Origin of the sequence: Nocardioides panacisoli (genome assembly GCF_019448235.1) — a bacterium.
In the GTDB taxonomy this organism is placed as follows: domain Bacteria; phylum Actinomycetota; class Actinomycetes; order Propionibacteriales; family Nocardioidaceae; genus Nocardioides; species Nocardioides panacisoli_A.
Genome location: NZ_CP080409.1, coordinates 2,612,500 through 2,626,338 on the forward strand (window position 1 = coordinate 2,612,500; position 13,839 = coordinate 2,626,338).

A 13,839-nucleotide genomic window follows, 5' to 3' on the forward strand; every position below is an offset into this window, starting at 1 on the left:
GGTGACCACGCTGACCGAACCGACCACCACCGGAGGCGTCGCCTCCCAGCTCGCGACCGCGCTGCGGCCCTTCGTCGGGGGCGACCTCCCCGTCCGACTGGTCGCCTGGGACGGGTCGGCCGCCGGGCCCGAGCACGCCCCGGCCGTGGAGCTGCGCTCCCCCGAGGCACTGCGTCGGCTGCTGTGGCACCCCGGCGAGCTCGGTGCCGCGCAGGCCTACGTCACCGGCGAGCTGGACGTGCCCGGCGACCTCGACGCGGCCCTGACCCACGCGTTCTCGGTGGCGGCCGACCGCGGCCTCAGCGGTGGCCGGCCCCCGGCGCGCGCGCTGGCCTCCGCGGTGCGGACGGCCCTGGAGATGAAGGTGGTCGGCCCCCGCCCCGCGCCGCCGGCGACGCAGGCACGGGTGAAGGGACGACTGCACAGCAAGCGCCGTGACCGGTCCGCCATCAGCCACCACTACGACGTACCGAGCGCGTTCTACGAGCTCATCCTGGACCCGGCGATGGCCTACTCGTGCGGCTACCACCGTGACGCCACCGTGTCGCTGGAGGAGGCCCAGCACGCGAAGCTGGACCTGGTCTGCCTCAAGCTCGGGCTCAAGCCGGGCATGCGCCTGCTCGACGTCGGCTGTGGCTGGGGCGCGCTGTCGCTGCACGCCGCCGAGCACTTCGGCGTCGACGTCGTGGGCGTCACGATCTCCACCGAGCAGCAGCGCTTCGCACAGGCAGCGGCCGAGCGGCGCGGGCTCAGCGACCGGGTGGACTTCCGCATCTGCGACTACCGCGACGCCGTCCCCGCTGCCGGTCAGGAGTACGACGCCGTCGCCTCGCTGGAGATGGGCGAGCACGTCGGCCAGGCCAACTACGGCACGTACGCCGGCGTCCTGCGCTCCGCGGTCAGGCCCGGCGGCCACGTGCTGGTGCAGCAGATGTCGCGTGGCGGCAAGTGGCCCGGCGGCGGACCGTTCATCGAGTCCTTCATCGCCCCCGACATGCACATGCGGCCGGTCGGCGAGACCGTCGGCATGCTCGAGGCGGCCGGGCTCGAGGTCCGCGACGTGCACGCGCTGCGCGAGCACTACGTGCAGACCGTCGCCGGCTGGATCGAGCGGTTCGAGCAGAACCACGACGAGCTCGAGGCCATGGTCGGCCCCGAGATGATGCGCGTGTGGCGCCTCTACCTCGTCGGTGGCTCGATGTCCTTCCGCGACGGACGCATGGGCGTCGACCAGATCCTGCTGGTGCGGCCGGGCGCACCCCACTCCCTGCCCCCGGTCCGGTCCTGGTGATCCTCCCGTGGTGACCCCGTCGTCCTGCTCCCCGACGTCCTGCTCCCTGACCTGGTGATCACGACATGGTGACGCTGTCGAGCATCGTCGTCTCCGCGGCCGTGGCGGCCGTGGTGATGACGCTCACCGCGTTCGTGGCGTGGCGGCAGGGACGGGTGGCGGTCGTCGACGTCGCCTGGGGGCTGGGGTTCGTGGCGATCGGGGCGGCTGCCGTGGTGGTCGCCGTCCTCACCGATCACGGTGACACCCGTCGTGCGGTGCTGGCAGCGGTCATGTTGGCGTTCTGGGGCGCCCGCCTGGCCTGGCACATCCACCGCCGCAACCCCCGCGGCGAGGACCCGCGCTACGAGCGGGTCCTCGGGGGTCCCCTGGCCGACGTGGGCATGGGGCGCGCCGTGCGGAAGGTGTTCGCCGTCCAGGGCGCGGCGATGGTGCTCGTCGCCGCGCCCGTGACGGTGAGCGCCGTCCGCGACGTCCTGGCCTGGCCGGTGGTCGCCGTCGGCGTCGCAGCGTGGCTGGTGGGCACGCTGTTCGAGACCGTCGGGGACGCCCAGTTGGCGGCGTACCGGGCGCAGCCACGGGGGGAGCGTCGGCCGGTGCTCGACACCGGGCTGTGGCGCTACACGCGCCACCCGAACTACTTCGGCGACGCCTGCGTGTGGTGGGGCATCTGGCTGGTCGGCGGCCTGGCCAGCGGGCCGTGGGTCGGTCTCGCGACCGTGGTGGCACCGCTCGCGATGACCTACTTCCTGGTCTGGGCCACCGGCGCGCGCCTGCTGGAGGAGTCGATGATGCAGCGGCCCGCCTACCGTGAGTACGCACGTCGTACGTCGATGTTCGTGCCGTTGCCGCCACGGGCACCGAAGGGCGCCTGAGCGGGACAACCGCCACGCGGTGGTCATCCGCGGGTCAGCCGCACGTCACCGGGGGTGGTCAGGCTCGCGGCCATGACCATTTCTCGGAGGTCCCTCGTCGTCAGCGCCGGTGCCGGTCTCGCCGCCGGCTCCGCCCTCTCCCTGCCCGCCGCGGGCGCCGCGCCCGGTGTGGCCGACGTCCGCGCCACGGCGGCGGCCCGTCCCCTGCGGGCCACCCCGTTCACCCTCGGCGTCGCCTCCGGCGACCCGCTCCCGGACGGCTTCGTCATCTGGACCCGCCTCGCCCCGGCCCCGTTGGCCGAGGACGGGCTGGGCGGGATGCCGAGCCGCCGCTACCCCGTGCTGTGGCAGGTCGCCACCGACGAGCGGTTCCGCCGCGTCGTCCGCTCCGGTGTCGCCGGCGCGCGCCCCGACACCGCCCACGCCGTGCACGTCGAGGTCGAGGGGCTCCGGCCCGGCGGGGAGTACTGGTACCGCTTCCGTGTGGGGCGGTGGCTCTCCCCCGTCGGCCGCGCCCGCACGGCGCCGGCCCCCGACGCGATGCCGTCGGCGCTGACGATGGCCTTCGCGTCGTGCTCGCAGTTCGAGCACGGCTTCTTCACCGCCTACCGTCGCCTGGCCGAGGACGAGCCGGACCTGGTGCTGCACCTGGGCGACTACCAGTACGAGTACGCCAAGGACACCTACGTCGTCGACGGGGGCAACGTCCGCGACCACCGCGGCCCGGAGACCGAGACGCTCGCGAACTACCGCCAGCGCCACGCCCAGTACAAGACCGACGCCGACCTGCAGGCCGCCCACGCGGCGGCGCCGTGGCTGGTGGTGTGGGACGACCACGAGGTCGACAACAACTGGGCCGACGAGGTGCCCGAGAAGCCCGAGATCCCCCAGCCACGGTTCCTGGACCGTCGGGCCGCGGCGTTCCGGGCGTTCTACGAGAACATGCCGTTGCGGCGTACGTCGGTCCCCCGCGGCATCGACCTCCAGCTCTTCCGTCGCGTCGCGTGGGGACGGCTGGCGACCTTCCACATGCTCGACACCCGGCAGTACCGCGACGACCAGGCCTGCGGCGACGGGTACGACGACTGCCCCGACGCCGCCGATCCCCGCCGCACGCTGACGGGGGCCGAGCAGGAGCGGTGGCTGCTCGACGGCTTCGCGCGGTCGCGGCAGCGGTGGGACGTGCTCGGCCAGCAGGTGTTCTTCTCCCGCCGCGACAGCACGGCGGACCCGTCGACCAACCGGGTGTCGATGGACGCCTGGGACGGCTACCCCGCCTCGCGGCGCCGCATCACGCAGGGCTGGCTCGACGCCGGGGTGCGCAACCCGGTGGTGCTGACCGGCGACGTCCACGCCCACTGGGCCTCCGACATCGCCGGCGACTTCGACGACCCCGACGCACCCGTGGTGGGCGCGGAGTTCGTGACCTCCTCCATCACCTCCGGTGGCGACGGGTACGACGACCCGCAGGGCCGGCACCCGTGGGCGGACCAGAACCCGCACCTGAGGTTCTGGACCAACCTGCGCGGCTACGTCTCCACCCGCATCACGCCGACCGAGTTCCGCACCGACTTCCGGTGCCTGCCGCGGGTGAGCGAGCCGGGCGCGGCGGCCTTCACGCGGGCCTCGTTCCTCGTCGAGGACGGCGTCCCGGGCATGCGGCAGCTCGACACGGCCGCACCGCGTGCCCGGCGGTCGGTGCCGCAGCAGGACCGGGAGAAGATCATTCGCGACACCCTGGAGCAGGAGACCCGGTGACCGCGGCCGGTGCGGAGGACGTCGACGCGCACGCGGTCCCTAGGATCGGTGACGTGAGCGAGCACGACGACGTCCTTCGGCTGGCCTCGGCCGACAACTTCCGCGACCTGGCGGGGATGGGCGCGCGGGGCTATGCCACCCGCGACGGGCACACCGTCGCCCGCGGCGTGTTCTACCGCTCCAACGAGCTGCGGCTCACCGACGACGAGACGCAGTCGCTGGTGGACCTGGGCCTGCGGGCCGTGCTCGACCTGCGGTCCCACCCGGAGGTCGAGCGCCACCCCGACCACGAGATCCCGGGCGCGGCCTGGCACCACTTCGACGTCATCGGGATCCCGATGGAGGAGGTGTGGGGGCTGCAGACCCGCGAGGACGCGGTGGCGGTCATGCACCGCGTCTACGCCAGCTTCGTCGAGAGCGAGCACTCGCGCACGGAGTTCGGCCAGCTCCTCCGGCAGCTGTCCTCGGGCGGCCCGCAGCTGTTCCACTGCAGTGCCGGCAAGGATCGCACCGGGTGGGCAGCGGCGCTCCTGCTGCACGTGGCCGGCGTGGACGACGCGACGATCGAGAGCGACTACCTGCTCACCAACGCCATGGCCGCCGGCAGTCGCGGCCGCGTGGAGAACCTCATCGCCGAGGCCCAGGGCGAGGACTTCGTCCACGTGCTGGAGCCGACCCTGATCGCCGACGTCGGCTACCTGCGCACCGCCCGGTCCGCCGTGGACCGCGCCTATGGCGGCCTCGACGCCTACCTGCGCGACGGGCTCGGCCTGGAGGAGACCACGCTCGACCGGCTGCGGAGCCTGCTGCGCTCCTGACGGCGTACGCCGCCGCGCCTCAGCCGCGGCGGTCGGTGGGTGAGCTGTCGCTCCCGTCGGACTCGTCGCGACCCGCGGGGTCCTGCCAGGAGAACGGCGGGGCGGAGGGGATGCGCTGGCGGATCTCCTCCTCGGTGGTGGGGTCGAGCAGGATCTCGTGGGTGTCGCCGTCGCGGCCGTCGAAGCGGACGGTGACGGTCTCGAAGCCCTTGTGGCGCTGGGTCTGGGCGTACATCGCGTAGGCGCGCCGGTCGGCGTCGGTGAGGTCGACCCGGTCGGTGAAGGGCGTGGCGAGCGCGCGGGGCCACAGGTTGCGGGCGAGCACGACGTTCACCTCGATGCCCAGGACGCCCATGATGGCGCCGATGTAGAGCATGCCCATCAGTCCGAGGACCAGCGCGAAGGTGGCATCCATGCCGTCGGTGGCGCCGAGGACGCGGGCGACGTAGACGGTGCCGAGGTACTGCAGCAGCTGCCAGAGGACGGCCATCGTGACCGCGCCCGGGAAGGCCCGGCGGATGGTGTGGGCCGAGGCCCGGGCGGAGGCCATGCGCAGCAGCACGGTGAGCATCAGCGCGAGGATGATGACGGTGACCAGGCGGACCGCCCAGCGGAACCAGCCGACCTGGGCGAGCGTGCCGACCAGCTCGGTGCCGGTGAGCACCGCCGAGAAGACCGAGACGGTGAGGATCGCGGAGCCGGCGACGACGAGCAGCAGCAGGCTGGTGAGCCGGGTCAGCACGGGGTGCGGGCGGCTGTTGCGCGGCACGCCCCACGCCTGGGCCTGTGCGTTCTGCAGGCCGAGGCCGAGGCCGAGCGCACCGTAGAGCGCGCCGAAGCCACCGACGACGATGGCGCTGACCGAACCGCGCAGCCGGCCCGGCCGACCGAGCTCGTCACCGATGATCGGGAACTGCGCCAGTGCCGAGTCCAGGGTCGCGCGCTCCAGGTCGGGGAACCCCTGCAGCAGGAAGCCCAGGATGGAGGTGGCGAGCAGCAGCAGCGGGAAGATCGCGATGAAGGCGTAGAACGCCAGCATCGCGGCCAGGTAGTTGCCCTGGTCGTCGAAGTACTTGTAGATGACCGCCAGCGGCACCCCGAGCACGGGGACCCGCCGCTGGAAGCGGTCGACCTTCCCGGCTGCTCCCACCCCTCAACCATACGGAACCCGTTCCGGCAGCGCACCGCCACCGTTGTGGCGCACTTTGCGCAATTGGCTGCGCTCAATTGCTTGCACTGCGCAACTCACGGGTGGCATGGTGACGGTGGTCACAGCCCGAAGGAGCACCCATGGACCTGCAACTCCTCCTCGCCCTCGTCCTGGGCATCGCCACGATCATCGTCCTCGTCCTGCGCACCCGCCTGGACGCCTTCGCCGCCCTCCTCATCGCGGCGCTCGTCACCGGGTCGATCGCCGGGTCGGCCCCGACCGACACCATCGACTCGATCGTCGCCGGCTTCGGCTCCACCCTGGGCAGCATCGGGATCGTCATCGGTCTCGGCGTCGCGGTCGGCAAGATCCTCGAGGTGTCCGGCGGTGCCGACGCCCTCGCCCAGGCGTTCCTGCGCGCGTTCGGCAAGGGACGCGAACCCTGGGCCATGGGCTCGACCGGGGCCCTGGTCTCCATCCCGGTGTTCTGCGACTCCGGCTACGTCATCATGAACCCGCTGGCCCGGTCGATCGCACGGATCAAGCAGGGCGGCTACGTCACGCTCGCCCTCGCGCTGGGATGCGGAATGACGCTGACGCACCACCTGGTCCCTCCCACCCCCGGGCCGTTGGGCGTGGCCGGCATCCTCGGCGCCGACCTCGGTGGCCTCATCCTGGTGGGCCTGGCCTTCGCGCTGGTCCTGCTCCCGGTGGTGGTGCTCTACGCACGGTGGATCGGTCCACGGCTGGAGTCGGAGGTCACCGACACCGTGCGGCGGGCGGTCTACGAACCGGCGGTCGCCGGCGCGGGGGGCGGCGCAGCGAGCAGCCGTGGCTCCGCGGACACCGGCCACGCCACCGCGGGCTCCGGCGACGATGCCGGCGACCAGCAGTACCGGAACCCCCGGTTGAGCGCCGGCCTGGCGTCGCTGCCCCTGGTCGTCCCGCTGCTGCTGATCGTGGCCAACACCGCGGCCACCGCGATCGACCGGGCCAACCAGGGCGTCCTGGGCCCGGAGGACGACTACGACCCCGCGGCGTACGCCGACACGCTCGCCTTCATCGGCAACCCGGTGGTGGCGCTGCTGGTGGGCCTGGTGCTCGCCGTGTACGTGCTGCTGCCGCGGTGGACCCCGCGCGCCACCGTGAGCGGATGGCTGGCCGAGGCCGCGGCGGCGGCCGGCCTGATCCTGCTCATCACCGGCGCGGGCGGTGCCCTCGGCCAGGTGCTGCGCGACTCGGGCGTGGGTGACGCACTGGCCGACGCGATCGCCGACACGAACCTCCCGGGCGTGCTGGTGCCGTTCCTGATCGCGACGCTGGTCCGGATCGCGCAGGGATCGGGCACCGTCGCGATGATCACCGCCGCCTCGGTCGCGGCCCCCGTGGTGGGCGGACTCGGCATCTCCGCCCTCGCGGCGGCACTCGCCTGCTGTGCCGGGTCGATGGTGTTCAGCTACTACAACGACTCCTACTTCTGGGTGGTCACCCGGTTCGCCGGGCTGGACGGCACCGCTGCGCTCAAGGGGTGGTCCGGCATCACCACGGCCGCGTGGGCGGGATCGATCCCCCTGGTGCTGGTGGCCGGTTGGCTGCTGTGACCCACGCGCCGGGGCGACACGCGCTGGTGGTCGCCGACGACCTCACCGGTGCGAACGCGACCGCCGCCGGTCTCGCCCGGGCCCGCCTGCGGGCCGTGACGGTCACCGGTGAGGAGCGCACCGAGACGATCGCCGAGTTCGCCTCACGCTTCGACGCCGTCGTGGTCTCGACCAACAACCGGCACACCACGCCGCAGGAGTCGGCGGCCGCCGCCCGACGGGTCCTCGAGGCAGGGTGGCCGGCCGCACTGGTGTCCAACCGGATCGACTCCACGCTGCGGGGCAACATCGGTGCCACCACGGCCGCGCTGGTGACCGGACTGCGGGCGCACGGGGAGGACGTCGTGGCGTTGTGCATCCCGGCGCATCCCGACGCGGACCGCCACACCGTGGGCGGGGTGCAGCTGCTGCGCGGGCACCGGCTCGAGGAGACCGAGCTCGCCCACGACCCGCGGTCACCGATGCGCCGTTCCGAGGTCGCGGCACTCATGGCCGAGCAGACCGACCTGCCCACGCGGTCGATCCCCCTCGAGACCGTCACCGGCCCCAGCGAGGACCTCGCGACCGCACTGGCGGAGGCCGTGGCCGACGGTGTCGGCATCGTGATCGTCGACGCCGTCACCAACGAGCACGTGCAGCGCACGGCGGAGGTTGCCGCCGCCCTCCCCGACATCACGTGGCTCAGCGTCGACCCCGGTCCCGCAACGGTCGCCCTGGCCCGCGCCCTCGGACTCGGCGAGACCGCACCCCGGGCGCCGTACCTCGCCGTCAGCGGCTCGGCGACGGGACTGACGCGACGCCAGCTCGCACGCCTCTCCTCGGCGCGGGAGGTCCACGTGGTCCGCGTCGTGCTCGACGACGACGGCCTGCCCGACCCCGATGCCACCACCGCCGCCCTGACGGAGGCGATCGCCGGCGCCGGCGGCGAGGAGGTCGTGCTGCTCGCCTCGGCCCTGGGGGAGGACGAGCTGCTCCCCCACGAGGCCCGGCACCGGATCCCGGCGGCGTTGGCCAGGAGCACCCGGGACGCGCTCCGTGCGCAGGCCGTCGAGGGGCTCTACCTCACCGGCGGCGACCTCGCGGCCGCCTGTCTGGGCGAGCTCGCCGCCGACGGGCTCGACGTCGCCGACGAGGTGGCCCCCCTCGCCGTCGCCGGCACCCTCGTGGGCGGTCCCTGGTCCGGCCTCCCGGTGGTCACCAAGGGCGGCCTCGTCGGCGACGACGACACCGCCGTCGCCTGCCTCGCGTTCCTCGAGCGGACCGCCGCCGCCATCCGGCGCAACGTCCAGCCCGCCCGTCCCCGCCCCACCCACTGACACCCCCTGGAGGAAGCCATGCCCGCACCCGCCACGCCCCCCGTGCTCGCACTGACCCTCGGCGACCCGGTCGGCATCGGCCCCGAGATCACGGTCCGCACGCTGGCCGAGTACGCCGACGACGAGACCCACCACGGGGTCGCGGTCGGCGATGCCGTCGCCGTCCGACGTGCAGTGGCGGCGACCGGCCTGGACCTGGAGGTGCGGGAGGTCAGCGGGTTCGACACCGCGCCGGCCGGCGCCGGTGTCATCGACGTCCTGGACATCGGAGTCCTGGAGGGCAAGGAGCTGGCGTGGGGCGAGGTCGACGCCACAGCGGGACGGTCAGCCGTGACCGCGATCGAGGTCGCCACCCGCGCCGCCATGGCCGGCACGGTGGACGGGGTGGTGACCGGCCCCATCAACAAGGAGGCGATCTGGGCGAGCGGGAGCGAGCACCTGGGTCACACCGAGATGCTCGGCGAGCTCACCGGTGTCACCCAGCAGGACACCATGTTCGTCGTCGCGTCACGGCACGCACCCGACCACCGGCTGCAGATCTTCTTCGCGACCCGGCACGTCTCGCTGCGCACCGCGCTGGACCAGCTCACCCGCGAGCGCCAGGTGGACTCCATCCGCCGCGCACTCCAGGCGCTGGAGGTGTACGGCGTGGCCGAGCCGACCCTCGCCGTCGCGGCGATCAACCCGCACGGCGGGGAGAACGGCGCCTTCGGCACCGAGGAGCTCGACGAGGTCGTCCCCGCCTGTGAACAGCTCCGCCGGGAGGGACTCCCCGTGCACGGTCCGATCCCGGCGGACTCGGTCTTCCACCAGGGCCTCGCCGGCCGCTTCGACGGCGTGCTCTCGCAGTACCACGACCAGGGCCACATCGCGGCGAAGACCTACGACTTCGACGGCACCATCTCGGTCACCGTCGGTCTCCCGATCCTGCGGACCTCGGTCGACCACGGCACGGCCTTCGACATCGCCGGCTCCGGGCGCGCGGACCACGCGACGATGCGGTCGGCGTACCTGGCGGCGGTGGAGTACGCCCCGTTCGTGCCCCGGATGCGGAGCGCCTACGGTTCGTGACCATGGGGACTGTCCGCGCCGGCACCCGCGCCCGCCACGCCGAGCTGCTCCGCCTGCTCGGCGAGGGCCTCACCTCGGTCGACGACCTCGCCCGCGCGGCCGGAGTGTCGCCCTCCACCGTCCGCCGCGACCTGGCGCGGCTGCGGGAGCAGGGCGCGGTCGCTCGCACGTACGGCGGCGCGATGGTGGCGCCGCCGTTCCACGAGCGCCCGATCGGCGACAGCGCCCGCCACCGGACCGACGCCAAGGCGGCCATCGCCCGGCGGGCGGGCGAGCTGCTCACCCCGCAGGGGTCGGTCTTCCTCGACGCCGGCACCACGTGCGCGGCCCTCGCCCGGTTGATCGCCGCCGACGACTCGCTCGGCCCGCTCACGGTGGTGACGCGCGGCCTCGAGACGGCGGTGGTGCTGGCCGACTCCGCACACGTCGACGTGCACCTGCTCGGCGGCCGGCTCCGACGGCTCAGCCACGGGCTCGTCGGGCCGGCAGCCTCCCTGACCCTGGAGCGCATGGCGTTCGACGTCGCCTTCCTCGGCGCCGACGCCGTCGATCCCGAACGCGGCATCGGTGAGCCCACGCTGGACGAGACGGTCCTCAAGGAGCAGGTCGCACGGGTCGCCCAACGTTGCGTGGTGGTCGCGGACGCCACCAAGTGGGGAGCCACCGCGCCGTCGTGGACCGCGATGCCCGGCCCGTGGACGTGGGTCACCGACGCGGCCGTCGGTGCCGGCACGGGAGCCGGCACCGACTGCGAGGTCGTCCGCGCCTGACCCTGCTCAGTAGGACTTGGGCAGGCCCAGGGAGTGCATCGCGACGAAGTTGAGGATCATCTCCCGGCTCACCGGCGCGATCCGGCCCAGGCGGGCCGCGACCATCATGTTGGCCAGGCCGTACTCCTGCGTCAGCCCGTTGCCGCCGTGGGTGTGGACCGCGGCGTCGGTGGCGTTGCAGGCGATCTCGCCGCCGGCGTACTTGGCCATGTTGGCGTACTCGCCGGCAGTGAAGTCGTCGCCGGCGTCGTAGAGCGCGGCCGCCTTCTGCCACAGCATCCGCGCCTGCTCGAGCTCGATCTTGACCTTGGCCAGCGGGTGGGCGATGGCCTGGTGGGAGCCGATCGGCTGGTCCTTCCAGACCGAGCGCTGGTTGGCGTACTCGACGGCGCGGGACAACGCGTAGCGGGCCGTGCCGCACGACATCGCGCCGCCCATGATGCGCTCGGGGTTGAGGCCGGCGAAGAGCTGCCACAGCCCGGCGTCGGTGTTGTCCGAGCCCCCGACGAGGGCGTCGTCCGGGACGCGGACGTCGTCGAGGAACAGCGTGAACTGCTTCTCCGGCGCCTCCCAGGCCATCGGGATGACCTGCCGGTCGAAGCCGGTGGCGTCGGTCGGGACGACGAAGAGCGCCGGCTTGAGCTTGCCGGTCCTCTCGTCCGCGGTGCGCGCCACGATCAGCACCGACTGGGCCTCGTCGACGCCGGAAATGAAGGTCTTCTGCCCCTTCAGCACCCACTCGTCGCCGTCACGCGTGGCGGTGGTGGTGATCTGGTGGGAGTTGGACCCGGCGTCGGCCTCGGTGATGCCGAACGCCATCAGGTGCGAGCCGTCGGCGATGCTCGGCAGCCACTGACGCTTCTGCTCCTCGGTGCCGCAGCGGGCGATGATCGAGCCGCAGATCGCGGGGCTGACCACCATCATCAGCAGCGGCGCCCCCGCGGCAGCGGCCTCCTCCAGCACCGCCGCGAGGTCGGCCATGCCGCCGCCCCCGCCGCCGTACTCCTCGGGGAGGTTGACGCCGAGGAACCCGTGGCGGCCCATCTCCAGCCACATCTCGGTCATCTTGCCGTCGGCGCGGGCCTGCTTCTCGACGTACTCGCGGCCGTAGCTCGCGGCCAGCTTCGCGACGGCCTCGCGCAGCGCGACCCGCTCCTCGGGCTCGGTGAACATCGTGGACACGGTCATGCATCTGCTCCTTCGTCGTCTGCGGGGTCGACCACGGCGAGCACGGCGCCCGCCTCGACCTGGTCGCCGGACGTGGCGGGCACCTCGGCCACCACGCCGTCGTACGGCGCCGCCACGGTGTGCTGCATCTTCATGGCCTCCATCACCACGATGGGCTGGCCCTGGCTCACCCGGTCGCCGGCGGCGGCACGGACGTCGATCACGCTGCCCGGCATCGGCGCGAGCAGCGACCCCTCGGCGACCTTGTCGGCCGGGTCCAGGAACCGGGGCGGCACCCGCAGCGTGATCCCGCCGTCGGGCCCGTCGACCAGCACCGCCTGACCGTTGGCCGAGCCCGTGGCGACCACCTGTACGTCATAGCGCCGCTCGGTGCCGGCCACGTCGAGGACCACCGAGGTGTCGTTGGTCGAGCCTGTCGAGACCCCGACCACCGTCACCGGACGGTCCTCGGCCACGTCGGCGGGGCGGAACCCGTCGCGGCCGCCGTACCACCGGGCCTCGACGGACTCGCCCTCCAGCTCGAACGTCGTCACCTGCGGCATCGCGGTGACGTTGCGGAACCCCGACGGGATGCGCGACTGCACCGGCCGACGCCGGCGCCGGTGCTCGGCGAGCGCGACCGCGGCCACGAACGGCGCGAGGTCGTCCGGCGCGACGCGACCGCAGGCCTCGGGGTGGTCGTCGTAGAACGAGGTGGTCATCGCGCCGCTGAGGAACTCCGGGTGCCGCAGCGAGGCGACCAGCTGGTCGCGGTTGGTCACCACCCCGTGCAGGGCGGCCGTCTCCAGCCGGCGCGCGAGGAGACGGGCCGCCTGCTCGCGGGTCGGCGCCCACGCGACCACCTTGGCGAGCATGGCGTCGTAGAAGGTGCCGACCTCGTTGCCGGCCCCGAACCCGGCATCGAGCCGGACGCCGTACCCGTCGAGCGCGAACTCGTCGTCGTGGTCGATGTCGAAGTCCAGCAGCAGGCCGGTCTGCGGCGCGTAGTCGGCCGCCGGGTCCTCGGCGTAGAGCCGCACCTCGATCGCGTGGCCCTGCGGCGGCGCGACCTCGGGGAGGGGACGCCCCTCGGCGACCGCGACCTGCAGCGCGACCAGGTCGACGCCGTGGATCGCCTCGGTGACGGGGTGCTCCACCTGGAGGCGGGTGTTCATCTCCAGGAAGTAGAACCGGTCGGTGTCGGCGTCGTAGAGGAACTCCACCGTGCCGGCACCGACGTAGCCCACCGACGTCGCGGCGGCCCGGGCGGCCTCGTGGATCTCCTCGCGGGTCACCTCGGGGATGGCCGGCGCGGGCGCCTCCTCCACGACCTTCTGGTGGCGCCGCTGCAACGAGCAGTCGCGGGTGCCGAACACGACGGCCGCCTCGCCGTCGCCGACCACCTGGACCTCGACGTGGCGGCCCCGCTGCACGTAGGGCTCGACGAAGACGGTGCCGTCACCGAAGGCGGACTCCGCCTCCGAGGAGGCCGTGGCGACCTCGTCGGCCAGCGCCGACAGCTCACGCACCACCCGCATGCCGCGGCCACCGCCACCCGCCGACGCCTTCACCAGCAGCGGCAGGTCCGCCTCGGTCGCGGTGTCGGGCGTGAGGTTGCCCAGCACCGGCACGCCCGCGGCCTCCATCAGCTTCTTGGACTCGATCTTGGAGCCCATCTGCTCGATCGAGGTCGGCGACGGCCCGATCCACGTCAGCCCGGCCGCGGCGACCTCGCGCGCGAAGTCGGCGTTCTCGGACAGGAAGCCGTAACCGGGGTGGACCGCGTCCGCGCCGGTACGCCGCGCCGCCTCCAGCACCAGGTCGGACCGCAGGTAGGTCTCGGCCGGGGTGTTGCCCGGCAGCCGGACCGCGGTGTCGGCCTCGGCGACGAACGGCAGGCCCGCGTCGGCGTCGGAGTGCACCGCCACCGTCTCGATGCCCAGCCGGCGACAGGTCGCGAAGACCCGCCGCGCGATCTCGCCACGGTTGGCGACCAGAACCTTGTTGATCATCGTCACTCCC

At 73.3% G+C, this 13,839-nt stretch carries 11 protein-coding genes; 8 read left to right on the forward strand and 3 right to left on the reverse strand.

Annotated elements, in window-relative coordinates:
- The first annotated feature begins 1 nt into the window (after position 1).
- The 4 genes from KUV85_RS12630 (at position 2) to KUV85_RS12645 (ending at position 4,742) form a co-directional block, all read left to right on the forward strand.
- Positions 2-1,291, forward strand: a complete 1,290-nt coding sequence (locus KUV85_RS12630) for an SAM-dependent methyltransferase (RefSeq protein WP_219960251.1) — start codon at positions 2-4, stop codon at positions 1,289-1,291.
- 65 nt (positions 1,292-1,356) lie between these two features.
- Positions 1,357-2,166, forward strand: a complete 810-nt coding sequence (locus KUV85_RS12635) for a DUF1295 domain-containing protein (RefSeq protein WP_219960252.1) — start codon at positions 1,357-1,359, stop codon at positions 2,164-2,166.
- Between the two features lie 72 nt (positions 2,167-2,238).
- Complete coding sequence (locus KUV85_RS12640) at positions 2,239-3,924, forward strand: alkaline phosphatase D family protein (protein ID WP_219960253.1); 1,686 nt, start codon at positions 2,239-2,241, stop codon at positions 3,922-3,924.
- 53 nt (positions 3,925-3,977) lie between these two features.
- A complete protein-coding gene (locus KUV85_RS12645; RefSeq protein WP_219960254.1) occupies positions 3,978-4,742 on the forward strand; it encodes a tyrosine-protein phosphatase in 765 nt (254 codons plus the stop codon).
- 19 nt (positions 4,743-4,761) lie between these two features.
- On the opposite strand, the gene KUV85_RS12650 is transcribed toward KUV85_RS12645, so the two are convergent.
- Complete coding sequence (locus tag KUV85_RS12650) at positions 4,762-5,892, reverse strand: YihY/virulence factor BrkB family protein (RefSeq protein ID WP_219960255.1); 1,131 nt, start codon at positions 5,890-5,892, stop codon at positions 4,762-4,764.
- 140 nt (positions 5,893-6,032) lie between these two features.
- Between KUV85_RS12650 and KUV85_RS12655 the strand changes: the two genes are divergently transcribed.
- Genes KUV85_RS12655 through KUV85_RS12670 form a run of 4 tightly spaced genes read left to right on the forward strand, consistent with a single transcriptional unit; the run spans position 6,033 to position 10,650 of the window.
- On the forward strand, positions 6,033-7,493 hold the full coding sequence (locus KUV85_RS12655) for a GntP family permease (protein WP_219960256.1): 1,461 nt from the start codon (positions 6,033-6,035) through the stop codon (positions 7,491-7,493).
- Positions 7,490-8,809 (forward strand): four-carbon acid sugar kinase family protein, encoded by a 1,320-nt coding sequence (locus tag KUV85_RS12660; protein WP_219960257.1) that lies wholly within the window; start codon positions 7,490-7,492, stop codon positions 8,807-8,809. The genes KUV85_RS12655 and KUV85_RS12660 overlap by 4 nt, the downstream gene beginning before the upstream one ends.
- A gap of 18 nt (positions 8,810-8,827) precedes the next feature.
- Entirely contained in the window at positions 8,828-9,880 is a 1,053-nt protein-coding gene (pdxA, locus tag KUV85_RS12665; RefSeq protein ID WP_219960258.1) for a 4-hydroxythreonine-4-phosphate dehydrogenase PdxA, read from the forward strand.
- 2 nt (positions 9,881-9,882) lie between these two features.
- The gene (locus tag KUV85_RS12670) at positions 9,883-10,650 is read left to right on the forward strand and encodes a DeoR/GlpR family DNA-binding transcription regulator (protein WP_219960259.1); all 768 of its coding nucleotides are present in this window, start codon (positions 9,883-9,885) and stop codon (positions 10,648-10,650) included.
- 6 nt (positions 10,651-10,656) lie between these two features.
- On the opposite strand, the gene KUV85_RS12675 is transcribed toward KUV85_RS12670, so the two are convergent.
- Entirely contained in the window at positions 10,657-11,838 is a 1,182-nt protein-coding gene (locus KUV85_RS12675) for an acyl-CoA dehydrogenase family protein (protein WP_219960260.1), read from the reverse strand.
- Positions 11,835-13,829 carry an acetyl/propionyl/methylcrotonyl-CoA carboxylase subunit alpha gene (locus KUV85_RS12680; RefSeq protein WP_219960261.1) on the reverse strand — a complete coding sequence of 665 codons (1,995 nt, stop codon included), beginning with the start codon at positions 13,827-13,829 and terminating at the stop codon, positions 11,835-11,837. Before KUV85_RS12680 ends, KUV85_RS12675 begins: the two co-directional genes overlap by 4 nt.
- Positions 13,830-13,839 lie beyond the last annotated feature (10 nt).

What these genes read in the sequence shown, in the direction of transcription:
- pdxA (WP_219960258.1), top strand. Translation starts at nt 8,828, where the DNA reads ATGCCCGCACCCGCCACGCCCCCCGTGCTCGCACTGACCCTCGGCGAC.
- KUV85_RS12640 (WP_219960253.1), top strand. Translation starts at nt 2,239, where the DNA reads ATGACCATTTCTCGGAGGTCCCTCGTCGTCAGCGCCGGTGCCGGTCTC.
- KUV85_RS12675 (WP_219960260.1), bottom strand. Translation starts at nt 11,838, where the DNA reads ATGACCGTGTCCACGATGTTCACCGAGCCCGAGGAGCGGGTCGCGCTG.
- KUV85_RS12635 (WP_219960252.1), top strand. Translation starts at nt 1,357, where the DNA reads ATGGTGACGCTGTCGAGCATCGTCGTCTCCGCGGCCGTGGCGGCCGTG.
- KUV85_RS12655 (WP_219960256.1), top strand. Translation starts at nt 6,033, where the DNA reads ATGGACCTGCAACTCCTCCTCGCCCTCGTCCTGGGCATCGCCACGATC.
- KUV85_RS12680 (WP_219960261.1), bottom strand. Translation starts at nt 13,829, where the DNA reads ATGATCAACAAGGTTCTGGTCGCCAACCGTGGCGAGATCGCGCGGCGG.
- KUV85_RS12670 (WP_219960259.1), top strand. Translation starts at nt 9,883, where the DNA reads ATGGGGACTGTCCGCGCCGGCACCCGCGCCCGCCACGCCGAGCTGCTC.